Origin of the sequence: Mumia zhuanghuii (assembly GCF_042681565.1) — a bacterium.
In the GTDB taxonomy this organism is placed as follows: Bacteria; Actinomycetota; Actinomycetes; order Propionibacteriales; family Nocardioidaceae; genus Mumia.
Window position 1 is genome coordinate 545,556 of record NZ_JBHUFT010000001.1, and the last position, 26,057, is coordinate 571,612.

19 protein-coding genes are annotated in these 26,057 nt (G+C 70.8%); 15 read left to right on the forward strand and 4 right to left on the reverse strand.

What is annotated here, in order from left to right; translation table 11 throughout:
* Window positions 1-5 precede the first annotated feature (5 nt).
* A complete protein-coding gene (locus tag ACFSDF_RS02680) occupies window positions 6-2,375 on the reverse strand; it encodes a DEAD/DEAH box helicase (protein ID WP_377156028.1) in 2,370 nt (789 codons plus the stop codon).
* 85 nt (window positions 2,376-2,460) lie between these two features.
* Here ACFSDF_RS02680 and ACFSDF_RS02685 point away from each other — a divergent pair, with 85 nt between their 5' ends.
* The 6 genes from ACFSDF_RS02685 to ACFSDF_RS02710 all read left to right on the forward strand — a co-directional run bounded on the left by ACFSDF_RS02685 (window position 2,461) and on the right by ACFSDF_RS02710 (window position 12,001).
* Window positions 2,461-2,841, forward strand: a complete 381-nt coding sequence (locus tag ACFSDF_RS02685; RefSeq protein WP_465264188.1) for an STAS domain-containing protein — start codon at window positions 2,461-2,463, stop codon at window positions 2,839-2,841.
* A 190-nt stretch (window positions 2,842-3,031) separates the two neighbouring features.
* Window positions 3,032-5,542 carry a sodium-translocating pyrophosphatase gene (locus ACFSDF_RS02690; protein WP_167001267.1) on the forward strand — a complete coding sequence of 837 codons (2,511 nt, stop codon included), beginning with the start codon at window positions 3,032-3,034 and terminating at the stop codon, window positions 5,540-5,542.
* A 62-nt stretch (window positions 5,543-5,604) separates the two neighbouring features.
* A complete protein-coding gene (locus tag ACFSDF_RS02695; RefSeq protein WP_377156030.1) occupies window positions 5,605-7,089 on the forward strand; it encodes a DUF7059 domain-containing protein in 1,485 nt (494 codons plus the stop codon).
* 160 nt (window positions 7,090-7,249) lie between these two features.
* The gene (gene topA, locus ACFSDF_RS02700; RefSeq protein WP_377156032.1) at window positions 7,250-9,946 is read left to right on the forward strand and encodes a type I DNA topoisomerase; all 2,697 of its coding nucleotides are present in this window, start codon (window positions 7,250-7,252) and stop codon (window positions 9,944-9,946) included.
* A 1-nt stretch (window position 9,947) separates the two neighbouring features.
* A complete protein-coding gene (locus tag ACFSDF_RS02705) occupies window positions 9,948-10,625 on the forward strand; it encodes a hypothetical protein (RefSeq protein WP_167001273.1) in 678 nt (225 codons plus the stop codon).
* A 20-nt stretch (window positions 10,626-10,645) separates the two neighbouring features.
* Window positions 10,646-12,001: a flavin monoamine oxidase family protein gene (locus ACFSDF_RS02710; RefSeq protein WP_377156034.1), complete on the forward strand. Its 1,356-nt coding sequence runs from the start codon at window positions 10,646-10,648 to the stop codon at window positions 11,999-12,001.
* A 151-nt stretch (window positions 12,002-12,152) separates the two neighbouring features.
* Here the strand turns inward: ACFSDF_RS02710 and ACFSDF_RS02715 are convergent, their stop codons facing one another.
* Both ACFSDF_RS02715 and ACFSDF_RS02720 read right to left on the reverse strand, forming a co-directional pair.
* On the reverse strand, window positions 12,153-12,821 hold the full coding sequence (locus ACFSDF_RS02715; protein WP_167001277.1) for a response regulator: 669 nt from the start codon (window positions 12,819-12,821) through the stop codon (window positions 12,153-12,155).
* Complete coding sequence (locus tag ACFSDF_RS02720; RefSeq protein WP_208322235.1) at window positions 12,818-13,603, reverse strand: sensor histidine kinase; 786 nt, start codon at window positions 13,601-13,603, stop codon at window positions 12,818-12,820. The genes ACFSDF_RS02715 and ACFSDF_RS02720 overlap by 4 nt, the downstream gene beginning before the upstream one ends.
* Window positions 13,604-13,796: 193 nt before the next feature.
* Between ACFSDF_RS02720 and ACFSDF_RS02725 the strand changes: the two genes are divergently transcribed.
* The 9 genes from ACFSDF_RS02725 to ACFSDF_RS02765 all read left to right on the forward strand — a co-directional run bounded on the left by ACFSDF_RS02725 (window position 13,797) and on the right by ACFSDF_RS02765 (window position 24,722).
* Window positions 13,797-14,759, forward strand: a complete 963-nt coding sequence (locus ACFSDF_RS02725) for an ATP-binding cassette domain-containing protein (RefSeq protein WP_167001279.1) — start codon at window positions 13,797-13,799, stop codon at window positions 14,757-14,759.
* Entirely contained in the window at window positions 14,756-15,583 is an 828-nt protein-coding gene (locus tag ACFSDF_RS02730) for an ABC transporter permease (protein ID WP_377156038.1), read from the forward strand. Before ACFSDF_RS02725 ends, ACFSDF_RS02730 begins: the two co-directional genes overlap by 4 nt.
* Window positions 15,580-16,818, forward strand: coding sequence for an FAD-binding oxidoreductase (locus tag ACFSDF_RS02735; protein WP_377156040.1), 1,239 nt, complete (start codon window positions 15,580-15,582; stop codon window positions 16,816-16,818). Before ACFSDF_RS02730 ends, ACFSDF_RS02735 begins: the two co-directional genes overlap by 4 nt.
* A 108-nt stretch (window positions 16,819-16,926) precedes the next feature.
* Window positions 16,927-17,151, forward strand: a complete 225-nt coding sequence (locus ACFSDF_RS02740; RefSeq protein WP_167001283.1) for a helix-turn-helix transcriptional regulator — start codon at window positions 16,927-16,929, stop codon at window positions 17,149-17,151.
* The gene (locus ACFSDF_RS02745) at window positions 17,144-18,412 is read left to right on the forward strand and encodes a HipA domain-containing protein (RefSeq protein ID WP_377156042.1); all 1,269 of its coding nucleotides are present in this window, start codon (window positions 17,144-17,146) and stop codon (window positions 18,410-18,412) included. Before ACFSDF_RS02740 ends, ACFSDF_RS02745 begins: the two co-directional genes overlap by 8 nt.
* Window positions 18,413-18,461: 49 nt before the next feature.
* Entirely contained in the window at window positions 18,462-19,649 is a 1,188-nt protein-coding gene (locus tag ACFSDF_RS02750; RefSeq protein ID WP_208322236.1) for a low temperature requirement protein A, read from the forward strand.
* Between the two features lie 25 nt (window positions 19,650-19,674).
* A complete protein-coding gene (tmk, locus tag ACFSDF_RS02755; protein ID WP_243842858.1) occupies window positions 19,675-21,936 on the forward strand; it encodes a dTMP kinase in 2,262 nt (753 codons plus the stop codon).
* Complete coding sequence (locus tag ACFSDF_RS02760) at window positions 21,933-23,090, forward strand: DNA polymerase III subunit delta' (RefSeq protein ID WP_167001287.1); 1,158 nt, start codon at window positions 21,933-21,935, stop codon at window positions 23,088-23,090. Before tmk ends, ACFSDF_RS02760 begins: the two co-directional genes overlap by 4 nt.
* 93 nt (window positions 23,091-23,183) lie before the next feature.
* Window positions 23,184-24,722, forward strand: a complete 1,539-nt coding sequence (locus ACFSDF_RS02765) for an alpha/beta hydrolase (protein WP_377156045.1) — start codon at window positions 23,184-23,186, stop codon at window positions 24,720-24,722.
* Window positions 24,723-24,922: 200 nt separating this feature from the next.
* Here the strand turns inward: ACFSDF_RS02765 and ACFSDF_RS02770 are convergent, their stop codons facing one another.
* Window positions 24,923-26,005 (reverse strand): Fic family protein, encoded by a 1,083-nt coding sequence (locus ACFSDF_RS02770; protein ID WP_377156047.1) that lies wholly within the window; start codon window positions 26,003-26,005, stop codon window positions 24,923-24,925.
* Window positions 26,006-26,057: the final 52 nt, after the last annotated feature.

A 26,057-nucleotide genomic window follows, 5' to 3' on the forward strand; every position in this document is an offset into this window, starting at 1 on the left:
CCACCCTAACGAGATTCGGCGTCTCCCACCGGGGACGTGGCCGCGGCACCCGGAGCGTCGGGCGCGTCCGCGAGCAGCGCGTCGAGCAGGACGACGGCACCGCGCTTCGACAGCGGGTTGTTGCCGTTGCCGCACTTCGGCGACTGCACGCAGGAGGGGCAGCCGACGTCGCACCCGCACGAGGCGATCGCGTCGCGCGTCATCGACAGCCAGCGGTGCGCGACGTCGTACCCCCGCCGGGCGAAGCCCGCACCACCAGGGAGGCCGTCGTGCACGAAGACGGTGAGCATCCCCGTGTCGGGGTGGAGGGCGGTCGAGACCCCGCCGATGTCCCAGCGGTCGCAGGTGGCGAGCAGCGGGAGAAGGCCGATCGACGCGTGCTCGGCCGCATGGGCGGCTCCCGGCACCTCGGCCGGGTCGAGCGCGAGCGACTCGACGACCCGACCGGGCAGCGTCCACCACACCGCAGTGGTCCGCAGCGTGTGCTCGGGCAGGTCGAGCGGCATCTCTCCGAGGACCTGCGCGCTGCCCGAGCGCCGCTTCACGTACGACACGACGCGGCTGGTCACGTCGACGTCTCCGAAGGCGACAGTCGCCCGGCCCCACGGCACGGCGTCGCGCTGGTCGACGATCGCGATGTCGGTCACCGACCGGGCGGTGGTCGTGTAGTCCGGACGGTCGGGCCGTACGAGGGCGACGCCGTCATCGGGGTCGTACTGCTCGACCACGTAGGTCTCGCCGCGATGCACGTAGACAGCACCCTCGTGCACGGTCGCGTCGGCGCGTCCACCGTCGACGGTGCCGAGGAGGCGGCCCGTGTCGTCGTCCACGATCTGCACCGCGGGCCCTCCCACCGAGCGGATGTCGACGAGGTCGGCCGCGCGCTCACGCTTCGTCCAGAACCACCCCTGGGGACGCCGTCGCAGCCATCCCGCGGCGGTGAGGGCAGCCACCCCCTCGGCGGCGCCCTCCCCGAACAGGCCGAGGTCGCCGTCGGTCAGCGGGAGCTCCTGTGCGGCCGCGGCGAGGTGCGGGCCGATCACGTGCGGGTTGGACGGGTCGAACACCGTGCCTTCCACGGGAGCACCGAGGAGGGCCTCCGGGTGATGCACCAGATAGGTGTCGAGCGGGTCGTCGCGGGCGACGAAGATCCCGACGGCGCGGGACCCGTCGCGCCCCGCCCGCCCGAACTGCTGCCGGAGCGCCGCACGGGTGCCAGGGAAGCCCGTGGTGACGACAGCGTCGAGACCGGCCACGTCGATGCCCAGCTCGAGCGCGTTGGTGCTCGCCAGGCCGAGCAGGGACCCGCTCCTCAGGTCGCGTTCGATGGCGCGACGCTCCTCCGGGAGGTAGCCGCCGCGATAGGTCGTCACGCGCTCGGGCAGCGACGCGTCGACCTCGGCGAGCATCCGCCGCGCCGACATCGCGACGGACTCCGCGCCGCGGCGAGACCGGACGAAGGCGAGGGTGCGCACGCCGGACGCGACCAGGTCGGTGAGCAGCCCGGCGGCCTCGACCGATGCCGGCCGTCGTACGGGGGCGCCGTTCTCGCCCGCCCCGGCGTCGACGAGCGGCGGCTCCCAGAGCGCGAGCGCGACCTCCCCCTTCGGCGCGGCGTCGTCGGTGACCGCGTGCACGTCGAGCCCGGTGAGCCGCGAGGCGGAGACACCGGGGTCGGCGACCGTCGCCGAAGCGAGCACGAACGTCGGGTCTGCGCCGTAGTGGGCAGCGATCCGACGGAGCCGGCGCAGGACGTGGGAGACGTGCGAGCCGAACACCCCGCGATAGTGGTGGCACTCGTCGACGACGACATAGCGCAGTCCCGACAAGAATCGCGCCCATCGGCTGTGCGAGGGCAGCACGGTGCGGTGCAGGAGATCGGGGTTGGTCACGATGTAGTTGGCGTGGTCGCGGGCCCACTGGCGTTCCTCGCGCGTGTTGTCGCCGTCGACCGCTGCCGCGCGCACCGCCTCCCAGCCGGCCGTGAGGACGTCGAGCCCTTGCAGCTGGTCGTGGGCGAGCGCCTTCGTCGGTGCGAGATAGAGGACGGTCGGGCCGCGGCCGCGCCGCTCGTCGGCTGCTCTGCCCGCGCCGAGCGCAGTGAGAGCCGGCAGCTGGTACGCCGCCGACTTGCCGGAGGCCGTCCCGGTGGCCACGACGACGTGTCGTCCGGAGTGCGCGAGGTCTGCCGCCTCGACCTGGTGGGCCCACAGGGTGTCGATGCCGACAGAGCGCAGTCGAGTCCGCAGCGCGTCGTCGACCCAACTGGGCCACTGCGCATGAACGGCGGTGCGGGCCTCCTCGCGTGCGAGGTGGACGAGCCGGCCGTCGGAGGCCCCGGGCAGCCGCAGCAAGGTCTCGATCGGATCGGCCACCCTACGAGTCTCCCAAGACCGGCAAACGAGCCCACGAGCAGCCAGGCAGGAACCCCACGGGGAGCAGCGTCCGCGTGGTTGAATTGTGCCTGTCCCGCTGTCGTACGAGCAGGAGCCCGCGGTGGACCTGTCACTCGAGACCCGAGCGCTCGACGGCTTCCGCATCGTCGAGGTTGCGGGCGAGATCGACGTCTACACGGCGCCGCGCCTGCGGGAGGCGCTCGCCGATCTCATCGAGAGCGGCCACCACCACGTCATCGTCGACGTGGAGAAGGTCGACTTCCTGGACTCCACCGGACTCGGGGTCCTCGTCGGCGGTCTGAAGCGCGTCCGTGCCTACGACGGCAGCCTTGACGTCGTCTGCACCCGTGCGCGTCTCCTCAAGATCTTCGAGATCACCGGGCTCACTAAGGTGTTCGGCATCTTCGGCACGGTCGACGACGCCGTCGCCGCGCACGCCGCCTGAACGCCGTTCACCGCGCCGCTCACACCGTCCCAGGGCCGTACAGCCGCCCCAGGGCGGGCTGACGTCACGTCCCTGACACAAATCCGCGTGTCTGTCGCCGAAACGGTTGTGTCGTACGTCACGTTGCTGATTGTCTGTTCGGGCACGCCTGAGTCAGCGCTTCACCGCGCGATGCCGAGGAAGGATCCGCATGTCCTACGTTCCCCTGGCAGCATCCGAAGACCTGTCCCTCACGGGTACGAACCTGGGGTTGGTCGTCGGAGTCGCCGTCATCGGCGTCATCTCATTGGTGATGGCCGCGGTGTTCCGCAAGCAAGTCCTCGAGGCCGCCGAAGGCACCGAGCGGATGCAGGAGATCGGTCGGGCGGTCCAGGAGGGCGCCTCGGCCTACCTGACACGGCAGTTCAAGACGCTCGGCGTCTTCGTCGTGCTGGCCTTCCTGCTCCTGTTCATCCTTCCTGGCGATGCGAACATCCGCGTCGGACGCTCGATCTTCTTCCTCGTCGGCGCGTTGTTCTCCGCGACGATCGGCTATCTCGGCATGTGGCTCGCCGTGCGCGCCAACGTGCGGGTCGCCGCCGCCGCGCAGAACGAGGGGCGTGACCCGGCGATGCGGATCGCCTTCCGGACCGGAGGCGTCGTCGGCATGTCGACCGTCGGCCTCGGGCTTCTCGGTGCCGCGGTCGTCGTCCTCATCTACAAGGGTGAGGCGCCGTCGGTGCTCGAGGGCTTCGGCTTCGGCGCCGCGCTGCTCGCGATGTTCATGCGAGTCGGCGGAGGCATCTTCACCAAGGCCGCAGACGTGGGCGCCGACCTCGTCGGCAAGGTGGAGCAGGGCATCCCCGAGGACGACCCGCGCAACGCCGCCACGATCGCCGACAACGTGGGCGACAACGTCGGCGACTGCGCCGGCATGGCCGCCGACCTCTTCGAGTCGTACGCGGTCACGCTCGTGGCCGCACTCATCCTCGGCTCGGTGACCTTCGGCGAGCACGGTCTCGTCTTCCCGCTGATCGTCCCGGCGATCGGCGCGCTCACCGCGATCCTCGGCGTCTTCCTGACACGCCCACGGGCGGGCGAAGGCGGCCTCACCACGATCAACCGCGCGTTCTACCTCTCCGCGATCGTCTCAGCGGTGGGATGCACGATCGCCGCGTTCATCTATCTGCCCTCCAGCTCGGAGGACCTCGTTGACGCCGGTGGCGTCACCGCGATCGAAGGCTTGTTCGGGCAGCTCGGCCTCGGTTCGCAGGCAGGCGAGTTCAACCCGCAGGTCGTCGCCATCGTCGCCGTGCTCATCGGCATCGTCCTGGCGTCCGTGATCCTCGCGCTGACCGGCTACTTCACCGGCACTGAGCACTCTCCGGTCAAGGACGTCGCCAAGACTGCGCTCACCGGTCCGGCCACCGTCATCCTCTCCGGGTTCTCGCTCGGCCTCGAGTCGGCGGTCTACACGGCCCTGGTGATCGGCGCAGCGGTGTACGGGGCGTTCCTCCTCGGCGGTGGTGCGCTCCTGGTCTCGCTGTTCGCGGTGGCGTTGGCGGGCTGCGGCCTGCTCACCACCGTCGGCGTGATCGTCGCGATGGACACGTTCGGTCCCGTGAGCGACAACGCGCAGGGGATCGCCGAGATGTCGGGCGACGTCGACGAGAACGGCGCCCAGATCCTCACCGAGCTCGATGCGGTCGGCAACACCACCAAGGCGATCACCAAGGGCATCGCGATCGCGACGGCCGTGCTCGCGGCGACCGCGCTGTTCGGAGCGTTCACCGACACGATCACCCGGGAGGCGGCGAGCATCACCGACGCGAGCGGGATCGCGGTCGGCGACCTGCTCGGCCTGCTGGGCGTGCTCAACATCGCCGAGCCCAACAACCTCGTCGGTCTGATCATCGGCGCCTCGGTGGTGTTCCTCTTCTCGGGCCTGGCGATCGCCGCCGTCGGGCGCGCCGCCGGCGCCGTCGTGTACGAGGTTCGTCGCCAGTTCCGCGAGATCCCCGGGATCATGGAGGGCACCGGTCGTCCTGAGTACGGTCGTGTGGTCGACATCTGCACCCGTGACTCACTGCGCGAGCTGGCGACGCCGGGAGTGCTCGCGATCTTCGCGCCGATCGCCGTCGGCTTCGGGCTCGGGGTCAGCGCACTCGGCTCGTACCTCGCCGGCGCGATCGGTGCGGGCGCTCTGATGGCGGTCATGCTCGCCAACTCCGGCGGCTCGTGGGACAACGCCAAGAAGCTCGTCGAGGACGGCCACTACGGCGGCAAGGGCTCCGACGCCCACGAGGCGACCATCATCGGCGACACGGTCGGCGACCCGTTCAAGGACACTGCGGGCCCGTCGCTCAACCCGCTCCTCAAGGTGATGAACCTCGTCGCGCTCCTCATCGCACCGGCCGTGGTGACGCTCTCGTACGGGGCTGACTCCAACGACGTGCTGCGCTATCTCATCGCCGGCGTCTCGGTCGCGATCATCGTCGCCGCGGTCGTCGTCTCCAAGATGCGCCGGTCGGCGATCACCGACGATCCGGGGAGCGCCGACGGCGGCGACGGCGGCGGCCACGGCACCGATCCGGACGCGCTGCAGGAGCCCGGGGTCGACTACGAGCCGACCAGCGACGAGGACCGCGAGCCTCGCCGAGGCCCGGTGCCGGGTGCCCCGGAGTACGACGAGTCCGGTTGGCAGGACCCCCGTCCGATCTGACCCTGAGGCGAGGGATGATCCGAGGTCCAGCGTGGGCGGCACCGCCGCCTACGCTGGACCCCATGCTCCGGGACTCCGACGCCGCCGCCCTACGTGACGCCCTCCGTACCGCGGACTACACGGTCGGGGCGGTCACGGACCTCCTCGGCGCCGACGCCCACCGGGCGCTCATGCGCAACGAGACCACGCCCGGGAGGCGCGCGACCACCGACGGATCCCCGCTGTCGACGCTGACGCGACTGTTTGCGCTCCAGGTGCCGGTGGCGGTCGAGCAGGCCGAGCGTGCGCTTCCCGGCCTCGTCGACGCGCTGTCGGTCGCCGGGATCCTCGAGCGCTCCGTGTCCGAGGTCGCCGCGCGCGTCGACCTGCGGGCGTACGGCGACGACTGGCGCGACTGGTGGGTCGTCTGCGACCTCACCCCTGGTCTCGACGGCTCGCCCCGTACGGTCGGCCCCGAACACGTGCTCGGCATCAGCGAGGCCTCGTCGTCGCTGGCCCAGCTCACCGTCCGCGAGCCTGTCGGCAGTGCGCTCGACCTCGGCACGGGGTGCGGCGTCCAGTCCCTCCACCTGGCGACCCACGCCGACCGTGTCGTCGGGACGGATGTGAACCCGCGGGCGCTCGCGATGGCGCGCCTGACGGCGTCGCTCAACGCCGATGACCCGTCTGTGCCATTGTTCGAGGTCCGCGACGGCAGCCTGCTCGCGCCCGTGCGCGGCGAGACGTACGACCTGATCGCGACGAACCCGCCGTTCGTCGTCTCCCCGGCCACCGGGGAGCGGCTCGTCTACCGCGACTCGGGCCTGCCGGGCGACGAGGTGGTGCGACGGATCGTCACGGAGGCTCCTGCCCACCTCAACCCCGGCGGCTGGTGCCAGATCCTCGCCAACTGGGTCCACGCCGAGGGCCAGCCCTGGACCGAGCGCCTCACCGAGTGGCTGTCCGGCACCGGCTGCGACGCGTGGGTGCTGCAGCGTGAGGTCGCCGACCTGCCGACGTACGTCGAGATGTGGCTCGCCGACGCGGGCCTGCAGGGCGCGCCCGACTACGTCCAGCGGTACGACACGTGGCTGGCGTGGTTCGAGTCCCAGGGCATCGAGGCGATCGGGTTCGGGTGGCTGAGCCTGCGCAACGCCGGCCGTGACGCGCCCGTGCTGCGGCTGGAGGAGTGGCCGTACGAGATCGAGCAGCCCATCAGCCCGCACATCGCGGCATGGGGCGCCCGCACGGACGCGTACGCCCACGCCACCGACGACGAGCTCCTCGCCGCACACCTCGTTCAGGCCGACGGGCTGGTCCAGGAGACCGTCGGCCCGGCCGGTGCGTCGGACCCGGAGGTCATCATGGTCCGCCTCCAGCGCGGTGTCCGCCGGGCCAAACAGCTCGACACGGTCGAGGCGGGGCTCGTCGGCGCCTGTGACGGCGATCTCTCGGTGGGGCAGATCATCGACGCGCTCGCCCAGATCCTCGGGCATGACGCCACCGAGCTGCGGGCCGCCACGCTCCCGTCGGTACGCACGCTGGTGGCCGACGGCTACCTGCGCTGACCAGCGGCTTGCGGAGTGACCCGCGACACGACGAAGCGACACCCGTACACGAACTCTTGTGATCACGCGCTACCTTGGCCGCGTCGCGCCTTTGCGACGCACTGCGATCCCCGCGTGGCGGGTGACGCAGGGACTGCACACGACCAGGAGCACCCCACCAGTGACCTCTCTCGTCATCGTCGAGTCGCCGAAGAAGATTGCCCAGATCGCGGGCTACCTCGGCAAGGGCTACGTCGTCGAGGCCTCGTTCGGCCACGTCCGCGACCTGCCCAACGGCGCTGCCGAGGTGCCTGCGAAGTACAAGGGACAGCCCTGGGCGCGGCTCGGAGTCGACGTCGACGGCGACTTCGACCCCGTCTACGTGGTGCCGGCGGACAAGAAGGCGCAGATCGCCAAGCTCAAGAAGCTCCTCAAGGAGTCGGACGAGCTCATCCTCGCGACCGATGAGGACCGCGAAGGCGAGGCGATCGCATGGCACCTGGTGGAGGAGCTGAAGCCGAAGGTCCCGGTCAAGCGGATGACCTTCAACGAGATCACCCCGCAGGCCATCCAGGCGGCCATCGCCAACACCCGCGACATCAACGAGGACCTCGTCGACGCGCAGGAGACCCGCCGCATCCTCGACCGTCTGTACGGCTACGAGGTCAGCCCGGTCCTCTGGAAGAAGGTCATGTCCGGCCTGTCCGCGGGCCGCGTGCAGTCGGTCGCGACGCGGATGGTCGTCGAGCGCGAGCGGGAGCGCCGTGCGTTCCGCTCCGCCTCGTACTGGGACCTCGACGCCCGCCTCGATGCCGGCGAGGGCAAGGATCCGCGCGCGTTCCCGGCGCGGCTGCTCTCGGTCGGAGGCGCCCGGGTGGCGCAGGGCCGTGACTTCGACTCCGAGGGGCAGCTCACCAGCTCCGAGGTCGTCCACCTCGACGAGGCCCGCGCTGGCGCGCTGGCCGACGGCCTGCGCGAGCAGACCTTCACGGTCCTGTCGGTCGAGTCCAAGCCGTACACGCGCCGCCCGTACGCCCCGTTCCGCACCGTCACGCTGCAGCAGGAGGCCGGCCGCAAGCTCGGCTGGGGCGCGCAGCGGGCGATGCAGGTGGCGCAGCGCCTGTACGAGGGCGGCCACATCACCTACATGCGTACCGACTCCACGACGCTCTCGCAGACCGCGCTGAACGCCGCGCGGGCGCAGGTCCGCGAGCTGTACGGCCCGGACTACCTGCCGGACGCGCCGCGCACGTACGCCTCCAAGGTCAAGAACGCCCAGGAGGCGCACGAGGCGATCCGTCCGGCCGGCGAGACGTTCCGTACGCCAGCAGAGACGGGCCTGTCGGGCGACGAGTTCCGCCTGTACGAGCTGATCTGGATGCGCACGATGGCTTCGCAGATGAAGGACGCCAAGGGCAACACCGCGACCGTACGGATCGGTGCGACCTCGACGAGTGGCGAAGAGTGCGTGTTCACGTCGTCCGGCCGCACGATCACGTTCTACGGGTTCCTCAAGGCGTACGTCGAGGGTGCGGACGACCCCGAGGCGGACTCCGACGACAAGCAGACGCGCCTGCCCGACGTCGCGCAGGGCGACACGGTCACCGTCGACTCGCTCGAGGCAGCCGGCCACACCACGAAGCCGCCGGCCCGCTACACCGAGCAGACCCTGATCGGCGAGCTGGAGAAGCGTGAGATCGGCCGCCCGTCGACGTACGCGTCGATCATCCAGACGATCCTCAACCGCGGCTACGTCTACAAGAAGGGCAACGCCCTCGTCCCGTCGTGGGTGGCGTTCTCGACCGTCCGGCTGATGGAGCGGCACTTCGGGCGGCTCGTGGACTACGCGTTCACGGCGACGATGGAGGATGTCCTCGACGAGGTCGCCGCCGGCCGTGAGGAGCGCCCCGCGGTGCTGCACGGCTTCTACTACGGCGACAACGCGGGCGACACCGGCCTCAAGCGCCTCGTCGACGACCTCGGCGACATCGACGCGCGCGAGCTGTCGACGTTCGAGATCGGTGACGGCATCGCGCTGCGTGTCGGCCGCTACGGGCCGTACCTCGAGGGGCCGGACGCCGACGGCGTGCTCCAGCGGGCCAACGTCCCCGACGACCTGCCGCCCGACGAGCTGACGCTCGACAAGGCCAAGGAGCTTCTCGCCAACCCGGCCGGCCAGGACCGCGAGCTCGGCACCGACCCGGAGACGGGCCTCACCGTGGTCGCCAGGAACGGACGCTTCGGCCCGTACGTCACCGAGGTGCTGCCCGAGGATGCGCCCAAGAAGGAAAAGCCTCGTACGGGGTCGCTGTTCAAGTCGATGGACCTCGACACCGTGACGATCGACGACGCGGTCAAGCTGCTGTCGCTGCCGCGCGTGGTCGGCACCGACCCCGAGAGCGGCGACGAGATCACGGCGCAGAACGGTCGCTACGGGCCGTACCTCAAGAAGGGCACCGACTCGCGTTCGCTGGAGACCGAGGACCAGATCTTCTCGATCACGCTGCCGGAGGCGTTGGCGATCTATGCCCAGCCCAAGCAGCGCGGACGTCGTGCGGCGGCTGCCCCGCTCAAGGAGCTCGGCGACGACCCGGAGTCCAAGAAGCCCGTGGTGGTGAAGGACGGGCGCTTCGGTCCGTACGTCACCGACGGCGAGGTCAACGCGACGCTGCGCAAGGGCGACGAGGTCGACACGATCACGCTGGCGCGTGCGGCCGAGCTGCTCGCCGAGAAACGCGCCAAGGGGCCTGCGAAGAAGACAGCCCGCAAGGCGCCGGCCAAGAAGACCGCGGCCAAGAAGACGGCTGCCAAGAAGGCGCCGGCCAAGAAGACCGCGGCGAAGGCAGCCGCCAAGAAGTCGACCACGAAGAAGGCCTGAGGTGCGCGGGACGGCTGCGGTCCTCGTCGCGCTCGGGGTCCTGGTCGTCGGCTGCGGCGCGACCGACGGATCCTCGGACGGGGAGTCTGCTCAGGCGGCTCCCACGTCCGCGTCCGCACCCACGCCGGTCGGTGGCCAGATCGACCCGGCGGGCTACGAGTCGCCCGAGGCGGTCGTCGCCGAGTCGCCGGTCGCCTTGATCGGTGCCGTGGCCGCGTGGGAGAAGGGACCGCAGGTCGCGCTCGACGGATCCTCCGGCGGAGAGCCCGAGCGGCTCGGCTACTCCGTCCTCGTCGTCGATGTGGACCACATCGTGAAGGACGAGGGAGGACTCGCCGCCGGGGATCGGATCTACGTCCCGGTCGCCGACGAGGTCGCTGCGCTGCGCGCGCTGGCACCGGTCGGGGCGAACGTCGCGTTCGTCGGCGGTGCGGACACCGGGCTCGCGATGTTCGACGCAGACTCGTACGAGGTCTCCGACGCTGACGCCGGTGTCCCGGCCGGCGAGACGTTGCTGTGGGCGAGTCCGCAGGGCGTCGTGCTGGAGACGGAGACGGGTGCGCTCGTCCACGCCGAGCCGTCCGTACGCGACGCCGTGTGGGACGACGTCGCGAGCCTTCCTGCCGAGGAACAGTTCGGGATGGTGGCGCAGCGGCTGATGGCGCTGGCGCGCGGGTGAGCCGCGCATAGGATCAACGCGTGGCGAACGTCGATGTGATCGTGGTCGGAGCTGGTGTCGCTGGGCTCGTGACGGCCGACCGGGTGCGCGCGGCGGGACGCAGCGTCGTCGTGCTGGAGGCGCGTGACCGCGTCGGTGGTCGTACGCTCACCGAGCCCGTCCCGGGGGTGAAGGGCCTCTCGGTCGACGCGGGCGCGGCCTGGGTCGCTCCGGACCAGCGGCTCCTGCGGGCCGAGCTCGCGCGGTTCGGGCTGGAGACGACGCCGCAGGACGGGCCGGGCGACGCGTTGACGTCGCTGCGCGGCAAGTCCCGTCGTTATGCCGCCACCGCGCGGGCGTTCGACGCGGTGACCACCGCCGACGTCGGGCAGGCGATGATGCGCTTCGCGGCGGCCGCCGACCACGTGGACGTGGAGGCGCCGTGGCGCGGCGAGCACGCGCCGCGGTACGACGCGCAGACGTTCGAGAGCTGGATCCGCCGGGTGTGCGTGACGCCGAAGGGCCGCGACTACTTCCGCCTCGTGTGCGGGGTCGTGCTGGCCACCGAGCCGCAGAACGTCTCGCTGCTGCACATGCTCTTCTTCGCCCGTTCGGGCGGTGGGCTGCTGCACCTCCTCACGACCGGCGGTGGAGCCCAGGACGCACGGGTCGTCGGCGGCATGCAGCAGGTCGCGCAGCGGCTGGCCGACGGGCTCGGGCGGTGGGTGCGGCTGCAGGAGCCGGTGACGACGATCATGCACGACGCCGACGGGGTCACGGTGCACAGCGAGTCCGGCGCAACCACGGCGCACCACGTCGTCGTCACCGTGCCACCCGCGCTCGCGACGTCCATCGAGTATCTCCCCGGCCTCCCCCACGAGCGCACCCAGCTCGTCCAGCGGATGCCGCACGGCAGCGTCGTGAAGTGCCACGCGGTCTACACGCGCCCGTTCTGGCACGACCTCGCGCTGTCGGGGGAGATCACCACCGACGAGGGGCCCGCGAAGGTCGTCTTCGACACCAGCCCGCCGGACTCCCGGTACGGCGTGCTGACCGTCCTCGTCGAGGGCGACGACGCGCTGCGCCTCGGCGCCAAGGGCCCGGCGCGCGCCCGTACGGAGGTGCTCCGCGGGCTCGCCGAGCACCTCGGCCCCCGCGCGATGGACCCGCAGGCGTTCGTCTCGCACGACTGGACGGCGGAGGAGTGGACGCGCGGATGCTACGGCGCGCACCTGCCGCCAGGGGCGTGGACGCAGGTCGGCTCGGCTCTGCGGGTGCCGGTCGGTCGCATCCACTGGGCAGGCACGGAGACGGCCGAGCGCTGGTGCGGCTACGTCGACGGCGCGATCGCGTCGGGCGAGCGCGTGGCGGCGGAGGTCCTCACCGCACTGCCGTGACGCGCCGTTCGTTGTCGCACCCGCCCCGCTGCCCGCCGCCCCCGACTTTGCGTTGGGCCCCACGCAAAGTCGCCGCCCCACCGGAAACACGCGGTGGGGTCCGCACTCTGCGTTGGTCCCCACGCAAAGTGTCCGGCGGTGCCGCCAGGCCTCAAGCCTCGCGCTCGCGCGGGCGGACCAGCCCCGACTCGTACGCGAAGACGACGAGCTGCGCGCGATCCCGTACGCCGGTCTTGGTCATTGCCCGGCTCACGTGCGTCTTCGCGGTGGTCGGACTGACGACGAGGCGCTCGGCGATCTCGTCGTTGCTCAGGCCGTGCCCGACGAGCGCCACGACCTCCCGCTCGCGCGCGGTCAGGGTCTCGAGGGCATTGACGGAGACGACCTCCGCAGGGCGCGCGACGAACTCGCTGATCAGCTGTCGGGTGATCCCCGGTGACAGGAGCGCGTCGCCGTCCGCGACGACCCTCAGCGCCTGCACGATCTCCTCGGGCTCGGTGTCCTTGACGAGGAACCCGCTCGCCCCCGCGCGCAAGGCGTCGAACACGTACTCGTCGAGCCCGTAGTTCGTCAGCACCACGACGCGTACGGCCGAGAGCCGCTCGTCCTCGACGATGCGCCGGGTCGCCTCGATCCCGTCGAGCACCGGCATCTGCACATCCATGAGGACGAGGTCGGGCTGGTGCATGACGGCAAGGTCGTACGCGGTCGCGCCGTCCTCGGCCTCCGCCACGACCTCGATGTCGTCCTCCGCGTCGAACAGCGCGCGCAGCCCCGTACGGATCAGCGCCTGGTCGTCGACGAGCAGCACCCGGATCACGAGGCGGCTCCGCTGTCGCGGGTCAGCGGCAGCTCGGCGACGACTGAGAACCCTCCGTCCGGTCGGCGGCCCGCGCTGAGGTGCCCGCCGAGGGCGTTGGTCCGCTCGCGCATGCCGATCAGCCCGAGGCCGGGCCGCGCGGGTACGGCGGACGGGTCCGTACGACCGTCGTCGTCCACGCGCACGGTCACCACGTCGAGGCCGTACTCGACGACGACGCGCGCCTCCGCGGCGCCGGCGTGCCGGGCGACGTTGGTGAGGGCCTCCTGGATGATCCGGTACGCGGCGGAGTCGACCTCGGCGGGCACCGTCCGACGTCTCCCGGAGATCCGGAGCCGCGGCTCGATCCCGGCGTGGCTGCTGCGGGCGACCAGACGAGGGAGGTCCTCCAGGCCGTACCCGTTCGCGTGGTCGTCGCGCCGTAGCACGCTCAACGTCTCGCGCAGGTCTCTTGACGCGTCGCCGGCCGCCTCCTGGATGGCCGACAGGGCGACGGGGACGTCCTCGCCGCGCTTGCGGGCCAGGTGTGCGGCGACCCCGGCCTGCATGGTCACAACGGAGATGCTGTGGGTCAGCGAGTCGTGCAGCTCGCGGGCGATGCGCAGCTGCTCCTCGGCGACGCGGCGGCGCAGGACCTCCTCGCGGACCCGCTGGGCCTCGGCGAGCTGCTCCTCGAGGGCCGTCATCCGCGCCCGCCACTGGTACGTGGCGGCGACGGCGACGAGTCCGGAGACGAGCCAGCCCGCCGCGTAGAACCGCTTCCAACCTCGGTCTGTGCGCACTCGTGCACTGTAGGCGACCCTCCGGACCGTCCACATCCGCTGCAAGGAGCATCCGCCACGTCATCCCCAGGGAGTACGTGCGCCCGTCGGCCGCCCCGTACGGGGGCCGCCCAAGTGCCGTCCCGGGGACGACGACGCGGAGGTGTCCGGCGGACGAGCCTGGTGGCCGATCGACACGACGAGGAGACGCGACATGGATGACCCAGCAGCGCCGGCGGTGGAGACCGCGGCGCTCACCAAGGCCTTCGGGACGACGCGCGCCGTCGACGGGCTCGACCTCGTGGTCCCACGCGGCGGCGTGTACGGCCTGCTCGGCCCCAACGGCGCGGGCAAGACCACGACCGTACGGCTGCTCGCCACCTTGCTGCGGCCTGACGGCGGGCACGCACGCGTCCTCGGGCACGACGTGGTCGTTGACGCGGCGGCCGTACGGTCCGAGCTCGCGCTGACCGGGCAGTTCGCGGCGGTCGACGCCGACCTCACAGGGACGGAGAACCTGGTCCTCCAGGCTCGGCTGCTCGGGCACTCACGGCGGTCGGCACGCGCCCGGGCCGACGAGCTGCTCGCCGCGTTCGGGCTCGAGGACGCCGCCGGCCGGCTCGTCGGGACGTACTCCGGAGGCATGCAGCGGCGGCTCGACGTGGCCTCGAGCCTCGTACGGACGCCCCGGCTGCTCTTCCTCGACGAGCCCACGACCGGTCTCGACCCGCGAAGCCGCCGGCAGGTGTGGGACGTCGTCCGCGAGCTGGTCGCCCGAGGGACGACGGTGCTCCTGACCACGCAGTACCTGGACGAGGCGGACCAGCTCGCCGACCTCATCGGCGTCGTGGCCGGCGGCCGCATGGTCGCGACGGGATCGCCGGACACGCTCAAGCGCTCGGTCGGCGGTGACGTCCTCGAGGTCAGGGTGACCGGCTCGACGCAAGCCGTACGCGCGGCCCAGGCGCTCGCCGGGCTCGTCGACGGTGTCGAGCCGTCGCTCTCGTCGCCCGCGGACGACGGGACGGCCGTGCTGTCGGTGCCGCTCACGAGGCCGGTGCGCCAGATCCTCGACGCGCTCGACAGCGCCGGGATCGCAGTCGCCGGGTTCGACGTACGCCGTCCGACGCTCGACGAGGTGTTCCTCGCCCTGACCGACGAGGCGGTGCCGGCATGACCGCCACGTTCCCCGCCGTCCGCGTGTCCGTGCTTGCGGACCCCGCCGAGCCGAGCGTCGAACCGGCGAGCGCGCTGTCCGCCGTCCGTGTCTTCGCCTGGCGCTCGCTGCTCAAGTTGCGTCACACACCGGAGCAGGCAGCCGACGCGATCCTGATTCCGTTCATCTTCACGGTGCTGTTCACCTACGTCTTCGGAGGAGCGCTCTCCGGCTCGCCGGGGACCTACCTCGAGTACCTCCTGCCGGGCACGCTCGTCATGGGGATCCTGATCATGACGGTGTACGGAGGCCTGTCCCTCAACACCGACGTCAGCCGCGGCGTCCTCGACCGGTTCCGGGCGCTCCCGATCTGGCAGCCTGCCCACGTGGTCGGCACCCTCCTCGGCGACGTCGGCCGCTACGTGGTCGCGGCGACCCTCGTGGTGCTGCTCGGGCTTGTCCTGGGCTGGCGCCCCGACGGTGGGCTGCCCGGAGTCGTGGTCGGAATCGGGCTTGCTCTCGTCTTCGCCTACGCGCTCTCGTGGCTGTGGGCGACCGTGGGCCTGCTCGCCCGGTCACCGCAGGCCGTCTCGATGCTGAGCTTCGTCATCCAGTTCCCGTTGACGTTCGTCAGCAACGCGTTCGTCGACCCCGAGACCATGCCCAGCTGGTTGCAGGGATGGGTCGAGGTGAACCCGGTCAGCCTCCTCGTCACTGCCGAGCGCGCCCTGTTCGCGGGGACGGCCACCGTCGGCGACGTCGCGTGGGTGCTGTTGCCCTCCGCGGCCGTCGTCGGGGTCTTCGCCCCACTCACCCTCCACCTCTATCGAAGGAAGACAGCATGAGCACGTACGGCACACCTGACACCGTGGTCCACGCCCGCACCGCACGCGACGTCGCCGGCGCGATCCACCACGCACGCGACACGGGCATCACGCTGACTGTCCGCAGCGGCGGGCACAGCATCGCGGGGCTCAGCACCGCCGACAGCGGGCTCCTGCTCGACGTTCGCGGTCTGAACCGCATGACCGTGCTCGACCGCTCGCGGGGCCTGGTCCGGATCGGGACCGGTGCCACCTGGGGGATGGTCGCGGCGCGGCTCGCCCCGTACGGGCTGGCGATCACCGCCGGCGACACGGCGAGCGTCGGCGTCGGCGGCCTGACGCTCGGAGGCGGCATCGGCTGGATGGTCCGCCGGTACGGTCTGGCGGTCGATGCCGTCGTCGCCGCGGAGATCGTGACCGCCGACGGGCGTATTCGCCGCGTCGACGCCGACCACGAGCCCGAACTCTTCTGGGCATTGCGCGGCGGTGGGGGCAACGTCGGTGTCGTGACGAGCCTCGACCTCGAGGCCGCGCCGGTCTCGCGGGTCGTCTTCGGCGCGCTCTCGTACGAGGTCCGCGACCTCGACCGCCTCGTCCGCGGGTGGCGCGACCACCTGCAGACCAGCGACGACCGGCTCACGACGATCCTGGCGCTGACACCGGCGACGCCCATGGGCCCCGCCGAGGCCGTCGTCCAATGGTGCTTCGCCGAGCCGGACGAGGCGGCGGCCTCGAAGGCGCTCGCCGGTCTGCGACAGATCGGCACGGTCGTCGGCGATGCCGCCGCCGTGGTCCCGTACGCCGACGTCCTCGAGGAGCACGAGATGCCCGAGGGGATGCAGGTCGCGATGCGCAACACGCTGGTGCCGACCCTCTCCGACGCCTGCATCGACGACGCGCTCGCCTTCGCCGCGCAGACGCCCACGGTGCTGGTGCTCCGCGGGCTCGGAGGCGCGATGGGCTGGGTGCCGGACGACGCGATGGCGTTCGCCCACCGCGACGCCGAGGCGATGGTGCTGGCGGCGCGCATGGCACCTCCCGGGGCGCCGGCGCCGTCCCTGGACGGGCCGGAGGACGACTGGGCAGCGGTGGCACGTCACGGGACCGGCTCGTACGTCGGCTTCCTCGACGACGCGGGGGCTGAGACGGTCGTGAGCGTCTATCCTCCGGCGTCGTACGCCCGGTTGGCCGCGGTCAAGCGGGCGTACGACCCGGACAACCTGTTCCGGCGTACGCACAACGTCCCGCCCGCCTAGCGTGTGCGCGTTCGGGCTCTTCACTAGGTGATCGAACGCGCACTTTTGCTATTGTGATCGAACGCGCACTTCTATGAAAGTGGCCGAGCGATCACGAGAGGCGACGGGATGCAGGTGTTCACCGCGACGGACGTCGGCGCCGCTGTCCGTGCCACGCGCCGCGAAAAGAACCTCAGCCAGGCCCAGCTCGCCGATCGCGTCGGGGTGTCTCGCGAATGGGTGAGTCGCTTCGAGCGAGGTCGAGCACGGGCTGAGCTCCAGCTCGTGCTCGATCTGCTCGATGCGGTGGGTCTGCAGGTCGCACTCGAGCCGGGCGAGGGTGACGATGCCTGAGAAGGCGCTCGAGATCTACCTGGACGGAGAGCACATCGGGCGCCTCGTCGAGGCTGCCGGTGGCGCGCTCAAGTTCTCGTACGACTCCGGTCGCACTCCCACCGACGTCCCGCTCTCACTCTCGATGCCGACCACCGCCACCACCCACCAGAACCGCGTCGTACGGGCGTACCTGGACGGCCTCCTTCCCGACAACGACCAGGTGCGTCGTCGGTGGGCCGAGGAGTACGGCGTCTCCGCGCGCAACCCGTTCGCGCTGCTCCGACACGTCGGACGGGATGCAGCGGGAGCGATCCAAGTGATCCCGCCAGGAGATGATGTTTCGGATGCGGCCGAGAGCCAGGGAGACATCGACTGGCTCGACGAATCCCGACTCCATGACCTGCTCGAAGCGATAGCGCGTCACCCGGACGACTGGGGAGGGATGCAGCGCAGCGGCCGCTGGAGTCTGGCGGGTGCCCAGTCGAAGGTCGCGCTCTTCGGTGAAGCCGGGCGATGGGGGACGCCGCGAGATGCGACCCCGACGACGCACATCCTGAAGCCGGCGATCTCGGGATACGAGGGCCACCACCTGAACGAGCACCTGTGTCTGCGAGCGGCTGCCGAGGCCGGACTCCGCGCCGCCCGAACGACCCTTCTCGTCCACGACGAGTGGGACATCGTCGTCTCTGAGAGATACGACCGGGAGAAGCGCGGCGCGCGGTGGCGGCGTCTTCACCAGGAGGACCTCTGTCAGGCGCTGGGGCAGCCTCCCGAGAAGAAGTATCAGGCCGACGGGGGACCGGGGATCGCCGAAGTCGGTGCCCTCTTCTCGCGGCTGCGGGGGTCGGCTCGTGCCTCGCTCACGAGGGACTTCTTCGACGCCCTCGCCTTCAACGTCCTGATCGGTGCGCCGGATGCACATGCGAAGAACTACTCCGTCATGCTCGGACGACGCGGTGCCGTCAGCCTGGCACCGCTCTACGACGTGGCCAGCATCGTGCCCTATTACCCGGGTGACCCCGTCATGTCGGCGATGAAGATCGGGGACGCCTGGGAGACGTCGAAGATCGGAGTCTCCGACTGGGCGAAGGTGGGTCGTCAGCTCGGGCTCCGCGATGATGCCGTCGAGGAGCGGCTTTCACGCCTGACTCGCGTGCTGCCCGAGGCCTTCGAGCGCGCCGCGACGACTGACGTCCCCGACACGCTGCGCGCACAAGCCGCCGAGATGGCGGACGCGATCACCCAGCACGTCCGCCGAGTCGGCACGTCGTTCCTGTAGTCACCTGCTCCGGCAGCCGATCCCGTACGGGCGGACCTACGCTGAGCGGGTGCCGACGATCGGAATGCTCAGCCTCGGCGGGCTGCCCGCGCGCGACCCGGGAGAGCAGCACAGGTCCGCGACGCCGCTGGAGCTGCTCACCGACCTGTGCTTCGTGGTCGCGGTCGCGCAGGCATCGACGCAGCTGCACCACGCGACGAGCGAGGGCCACCTCGCGACCGGGCTGCTGCACTACGCGCTCGTCTTCTTCGCGATCTGGTGGACGTGGCTGAACTTCGCGTGGTTCGCCTCGGCGTACGACGACGACGGTGTCGCGTACCGGCTCCTCACGCTCCTGCAGATCGTCGGCTCGCTGGTCATCGCGGCGGGGATCCCGCAGATGTTCGACGGCGACTTCCTGCTCGTGGTCATCGGGTACGTCATCATGCGCGTCGGGCTCGTGGCCCAGTGGCTGCGCGCGGCGGTCGGTGACCCGGGGCACAGGGCGACGTGTCTGCGGTACGCGGGCGGGATCGCTGCGGTCCAGTGCCTGTGGTTCGTCCTGCTCCTCGGTCCCCGGGGGCTGCAGGTCCCCGAGTTCGTGCTGTTCGCGGCGTGCGAGCTCGCGGTCCCGGTGTGGGCGGAGCGAGCGGGGCAGACCCCGTGGCACGCCCGCCACATCGCCGAGCGGTACGGACTGTTCTTCATCATCGTGCTCGGCGAGACCGTGCTGTCCGTGACGCTGGCGATCCAGCAGGCGGTGGACGACGAGGCGCTCGAAGGGAGCCTGCTCCCGGTGGCGACCTCCGGCGTCGTGATCGTCTTCGCGGTGTGGTGGCTCTACTTCGCCCGCGACTCGGCGGCCGCGGTGGAGCGGGCACGAGGCACGGGGATGGAGTACCTCTGGGGTTTCGGCCACTACCTGGTCTTCGCGTCCGCGGCGGCGGTCGGTGCGGCGCTGGCGGCACGCGTCGACGTCGTGACCCACCACGGGAGTGCGGCGGGTGCGAGCGGGCTGCTGCTGTGCCTGGCGGTGGCCGTGCTGCTGGCGGCATGCTGGGCGCTGACGGTGCTCCCGGAGGACCGCTCGGTGACGACCGGGACGCGATGGGCGGTCGCGGTCGTCGTGGTGCTGGCGCTCGCCGCCGTACCGTCTCCGGAGCTCTGGGTCGCTCTGACCTGCGCCCTCCTGTTGGCCGCCGAGCTGTACGCCGCGTCACCTCAAGGTCGGGTCAGGGACGCGCCGGAGGCGAGCTGACAGTTCGGATGGATACTCTGAACGGGTGGCATACGACCCCGCAGGCACGGCTGCAGACACTGACGTCAACGGGATCCGCACGGTCATGCGGATCAAGGTGTTCCGTCGGTTCTGGGCTGCGCTCGGGCTGGCGTCGCTCGCCGACTGGATCGGCCTGCTCGCGCTGACGGCGTTCGCCAACTCGCTCGCCGAGGGCTACGCCGGCAAGAACTTCGCGATCGCCGCCGTCCTTTTCGCGCGGCTGGCGCCGGCGCTGGTGATCGGCCCGTTCGGCGGCTACGTCGCCGACCGCATGGACCGCCGCGTCACGCTGACGGCGGGGCTCTTCCTGCGGGCGGTGATCTTTGCGAGTATCCCGCTGGTCGGCACGCTGTGGTGGCTGGTGGTCGCGACCGTGCTCATCGAGGCCGTCAACGCCGTCTGGATGCCGACCAAGGACGCGACCGTCCCGACACTGGTGCCCCGCGAGAACCTCGAGGACGCCAACCGCCTCAACCTCGCCACCACGTACGGGTCGGCGCTGCCGGCCGCGGCGCTCTTCATCGTCGCGACGTGGCTCACGAAGGCGGTCGACGGGCTCTTCCCGGTCTCGATCCCCGACGTCGACCCGACGATGTACATGGTGGCGATCCTCTTCGCGCTCGGCGGCCTGGTGATCCTCGGTGCGCGCGAGATCCCCGCAGGCGCTGGTGCCGACGAGCAGGTCGGCGTGTGGCGCACGATCGCCGACGGCTGGGCGTACGTCTTCCGTACGCCGCTGGTGCGCGGGCTGGTCCTCGGCATCGTCGGCGCGTTCGGGTGCGGCGGCGTCGTCATCGGGCTCGGGCGTGTCTTCGTCGGAGACCTCGGTGCAGGCGACCCCGGCTACGGCACCTTGTTCGGTGCGGTGTTCCTCGGCCTCGGCCTCGGCATGTGGCGCGGCCCCAAGGTCCTCGTCCAGGTGAGCCGCCCACGGATGTTCGGCGTCGCGCTGGTCGGAGCGGGCCTCGGTCTCCTTGTCGTCGCGCTTGTGCACAACATGGCGCTCGTGACGATCTTTGTGACGCTCGTCGGGTTCTGCGCCGGCGTCGCCTGGATCACCGGCTACACCCTGCTCGGGCTCGAGGTCGAAGAGGAGATGCGCGGACGCACGTTCGCGTTCGTGCAGTCCCTCGTCCGGCTCGTGCTGTCCGGCGTCCTCGCGATCGCGCCGCTCGTCGCCGGACTCATCGGCAGCCACACGATCGAGCTGCGCGACCTCGGCGACTTCACCTACACCGGCTCGCAGATCGCGATCCTCATCGCGGCGCTGATCGCGACCGTCTTCGGCCTGGTCTCGTTCCGCCAGATGAACGACCGGCACGGCCTCACGCTGCTCGCCGAGCTCAAGCAGGACGCGGCGACGGCTCCTTCGTACTCCACGAGCGGGCTGTTCATCGCGTTCGAGGGTGGTGAGGGTGCAGGCAAGTCCACGCAGGCGTGGATGCTCGCCGAGGCCCTGCGCGCCGACGGCTACCGCGTGCTCCTCACCCGCGAGCCGGGAGCCACGCCGGTCGGCGAGAAGATTCGCGCCATCCTGCTCGACCCTGCGACGGGCGAGCTCGCGCCCCGCGCCGAGGCGCTGCTCTACGCCGCGGACAAGGCCGACCACCTTGAGAAGGAGGTCAACCCGGCGCTTGCGCGAGGCGAGATCGTGATCACCGACCGCTACGTCGACTCCGCCCTCGCCTACCAGTCGGGCGGGCGCGCGCTCGATCTCGACGAGGTCGAGGCCGTGGCACGGTGGGCGACCTCGCGGCTGCGGCCGCACCTCACGGTGCTGCTCGACGTCGACCCCACGCTGGGTCGCTCGCGCTTCGGCGAGGCCGACCGTCTCGAGGCGGAGCCGGAGGAGTTCCACCAGCGCGTGCGCGAGACGTTCCTCGAGCTCGCCTCGAAGGACCGCGACCACTACACGGTGGTGCGCGCCGACCGCGACGTCGTCGACATCGCCGACGCCGTCCTCGACCGTGTGCAGCCCCTGCTCGGTCACGTGGAGCGCGTGATCGCGCCGCTGCGACCGCCGCCGCCGGGATCGCCGTTCGAGGAGCACGAGCAGCCGGACGAGGGCGGCCCCGACGACGACACCCGGATCGACCCGAGCGCGCTCGAGGAGCGCGTCGAGTCGTTCGAGGAGGCGTTCGTCGGGTACGACACGGTGGCCGAGGGCGGCGATCCTGCCCAGGCCGACACGGAGGAGGCGGGCCCCGACCGCGATTCCGACGCCGGGCGTACGGACGGTGCGTACGGGCGTGGAGGCGACCGGTGACCGTCTGGGACGACCTTGTCGGTCAGGACGCGGTCGTGGCGACCCTCCGGTCGGCGGTGGCCTCGGCGCAGGAGCGCCTCGCAGGCGGTCCCGGCCCCGCGATGACCCACGCGTGGCTGTTCACCGGCCCGCCGGGCTCAGGCCGGTCCAACGCCGCGCGCGCGTTCGCCGCCGCGCTCCAGTGCGAGTCCGGGGGCTGTGGCGAGTGCCGGGCGTGCCGTACCGCGCTGACGGGCGCGCACGCCGACGTGGCGCTGGTCAGCACGGACGGGCTGAGCATCGACGTCGGCGAGGTGCGTGAGCAGGTACGCATGGCCGCGATGCGACCCGTGCAAGGACGCTGGCAGGTCGTCGTCGTCGAAGACGCCGACCGGCTGACCGAGAAGGCGGCCGACGCGCTGCTCAAGAGCCTCGAGGAGCCTCCGCCCCGTACGGTCTGGATGCTGTGCGCACCCACCGCCGAGGACGTGATCGTGACGATCAGGTCGCGCTCGCGCCAGGTCGTGCTGCGCACGCCTCCGATCGCAGCCGTCGCCAAGATGCTCGCCGAGCGCGAGCAGGTGTCGCCCGAGCTCGCACTGCAGGCCGCACAGGCCTCGCAGGGCCACGTGGGTCGCGCGCGGGCCCTTGCCACGAAGGAGGCGGTGCGCGAGCGCCGGCGGACCGTCCTCGCGATCCCCGGATCGCTGACCTCGCTCGGCGCCTGCCTGGACGCCGCGGCGACGATCACCCAGACCGCCCAGGCACAGGCCGACGAGGTGGCCGAGCGGCTCGAGGGCGCGGAGCGCGACGCGCTCAAGATGGAGTTCGGCGTCGAGGACCGCGGGCGCCGGCCGGCTGGCTACGCGGGTCGGCTCGGGTCCTTGGAGAAGGACCAGAAGCGCCGCCGTACGCGCATCGCCCGTGACTCGATCGACGGCGTCCTCATCGACCTGCTGTCGTTCTATCGCGACGTGCTCGCGTTGCAGACGGCGCCAGGCGCCGAGCTCGTCAATGCCGACGTCGCGGCGAGCGTCGCCGACCTTGCGGGTTCAGGTCCGCCCGAGCAGACCCTCCAGCGGATCGAGGCCATCCTTGCGTGCCGTAGGGCACTCGAGGCCAACGCGGCTCCGCAGCTCGCCCTCGAGAACCTTCTTCTCACGCTGCGCCGCTGAGTCTGCCCCCTGTGGACGCCCGCCGACCGTCGTCGGCGAACTCCCGTACGGTGGCATGCACGATCGAGTTCGCCTTCACGGAGGGAGCACGGAGTGCGTGGTCGCAAGAGTGCCGCGGGTCTTCTCGCAGGTCTGGTCCTCGTCGCCGCCTGCGGCAGTGCCGAGGACACGCGTGACTCGGCGCTGTCCGCGACAGCGCCATCCGACGCTCCGACCTCGGCGACCGGCGGCGACGTCGCTCCGGAGCTCGCCACGTTCTACGAGCAGGACGTCGCGTGGACCGCGTGCGGCCGCTATGAGTGCGCGAGCGCCGAGGTACCCGTCGACTATGCCGATCCGATCGGTGAGCGACTCACCCTCAAGATGAGGCGGCTGCCTGCAGGTGACCAGCGGGCGCGTCGGGGGTCGCTGTTCATCAACCCGGGTGGTCCCGGCGGCTCCGGTGTCGACTACGTCGCGCAGTTCACCGCGGTCGCCGGCGACGACCTCCTCGACGCCTACGACGTCGTCGGCTTCGACCCGCGGGGGGTCGGTGCGAGCACACCGCTGGAGTGCGCGACGACCGCGCAGCTCGACGCCTACGTCAACACCGACCCGACTCCCGACGACGCGTCCGAGGAGCAGGCGTTCTACGACGCGGCGCTCACGCTCGGGGAGCGGTGCGAGTCCGAGGGCGGTGAGCTCGCCGGGCACGTCTCGACGGTCGAGGTCGCCAAGGACCTCGACATCCTGCGCGCCGTCGTGGGCGATCCGACGCTGAGCTATTTCGGTGCCTCGTACGGCACGATGATCGGCGCGACCTACGCCCAGCTGTTCCCCAAGCGTTCGGGTCGGCTCGTGCTCGACGGCGCCATCGACCCGTCGCTCGACTCCGAGGGGCTCAACAAGGGCCAGGCCGAGGGCTTCCAGACCGCGCTGCGGGCCTACCTCGAGTCGTGCACCAAGCAGGCCGACTGCCCGCTCGGCAACGACGTCGACACGGCGCAGCAGCGCCTGTCCGACTTCCTCTCGGGTCTCGACGCCACGCCGCTGAAGACCTCGACCGAGGGTCGGCCGCTGACCGAGGCGATGGGCTTCTACGGCATCGCCGTGACCCTCTACAACGCCGACTACTGGGAGCTGCTCACCCGCGCGCTGCGCCAGGGGCTTCGCGGCAACGGCACGCAGCTGCTCTTCCTCGCAGACACCTATCTCTCGCGTGGCGAGAACGGCTACGAGGACAACTCGGTCATCGCGCTCGTTGCGGTCAACTGCCTGGACGACCCGTCGACGATGACGCTCGAGCAGGCGCGCGAGTCGGTGCCCGAGTTCGACTCGGTGTCGCCCGTGTTCGGTGACAACTTCGCCTGGTCGCCGGTGACGTGCACCGCGTGGCCGATCAAGCCGGCCCAGGAGGCACCCGAGATCCGGGCCGAGGGCGCGCCGCCGATCGTGGTCGTCGGCACGACGCGAGACCCAGCGACCCCCTACCAGTGGTCCGAGGCGATGGCCGAGCAGCTCGCGTCCGGTGTCCTTGTGACGCGCGACGGCGACGGCCACACCGGCTACGCGATGGGCAACGAGTGCGTCGACGACGCGATCGACGACTACCTCGTCACCGGCACTCCACCCCGCGAAGGCTTGACGTGCTGACCCCGGCGTTGATCGAGTAGGGGCAGGGCGCAAGCCGCGTGTGGCCCCCGCCTCGTGGAGACCGACCCCCGATCGCCGGGTCGGGTGTGCGATTCCCCCGTCCGCACCCGGCCCGGCTTCCACGTTCGCCGTACGAACGACGAGGCGTTTCGCCCACATGCTGGCCCAAACGCCTCATCGTCTTGTCGGGTCTCAGGAAGTCACTCCGGACGGGTGAGCACGTCGAGGAACTCGTGGTTGACGAAGAGCCGTTCGCGACCCACCTTGATGTCGTGCAGCAGACCGACGTCCACGAGAGCGCGTAGCCATGTCGAGGCCGTTTGTCGTGAGACGTCGCATCGGTCGACCACCGTGCCGATCCGGCAGTACGGCTGCTCGCACAGCACGGCAAGGAACTGCGCGTGGCGGCCGCCCGGCGTTGCCGTCCGCGCTCGTTCGGCGATCTCGTCCTGGCACGAGCGGATCGCGCTGATCTTGCGTGTGGTGGAGAGCGCGGACTCACTGACGACCGAGAGCATGTAGAGGATCCATTCGATCCAGTCACCGTCGACGGTGACGGCACGCAGAAGCCGGTAATAGTCGTTCTTACGGGCGATGATCGACCGGGAGAGATAAAGAATCGGCTCGTCGAGGAGCCCGGCTTCGATGAGCATGAGGATGTTGATCACACGCCCCGTACGCCCGTTGCCGTCGTGAAAGGGGTGGATCGCCTCGAACTGGTAGTGGGCGACCGCCATCCGTACGAGCGGGTCGAGGTCGTCCTCGGCGTGGACGAAGCGCTCCCAGGCTGCCAGCTTCTCGCGGATCAACGAGGCGCCTTCGGGTGGAGCGTAGATGATCTCTCGGGACACGGGATTCGCAATCCTCGTACCCGGCACTGCGCGCACGTCCATCTCGCGACCTTGGAGACGGGTGCAGATCATCGCTGTGGTCCGCGTGGAGAGTGGCCGCTTCCTGATGGCGTCGACTCCGGCGAAGAGCGCGCCCCGGTAGCGTAGGGCTTCTTTTGTCGCGTGATCTCCGCCCTCGGAGTCGGCATGCTTGAAGAGCTCGTCCGCCGTGGTGACGATGTTCTCGATCTCGGAGCTGGCTTGCGCCTCGAGGAGAGGAACGGCATGGATCAGGACGTTCGGGTTGGGCAGCAGCCGACCGGCCTGAGCGAGTGTCGCCAAGGCGGCACGTGCCTCGATCGCTGCCTTGAGCACGCGCTTGGGTTCGAGGTCGATGTCGAGGGGAGGCAACGGCGGCAGGTCGTTGTACGGGATCTCCGGGTCCCACGACATGTGTTAACTCCTTCGACTGGTTCTCCGGATACGTTAAAAGAACGAGGAAAAC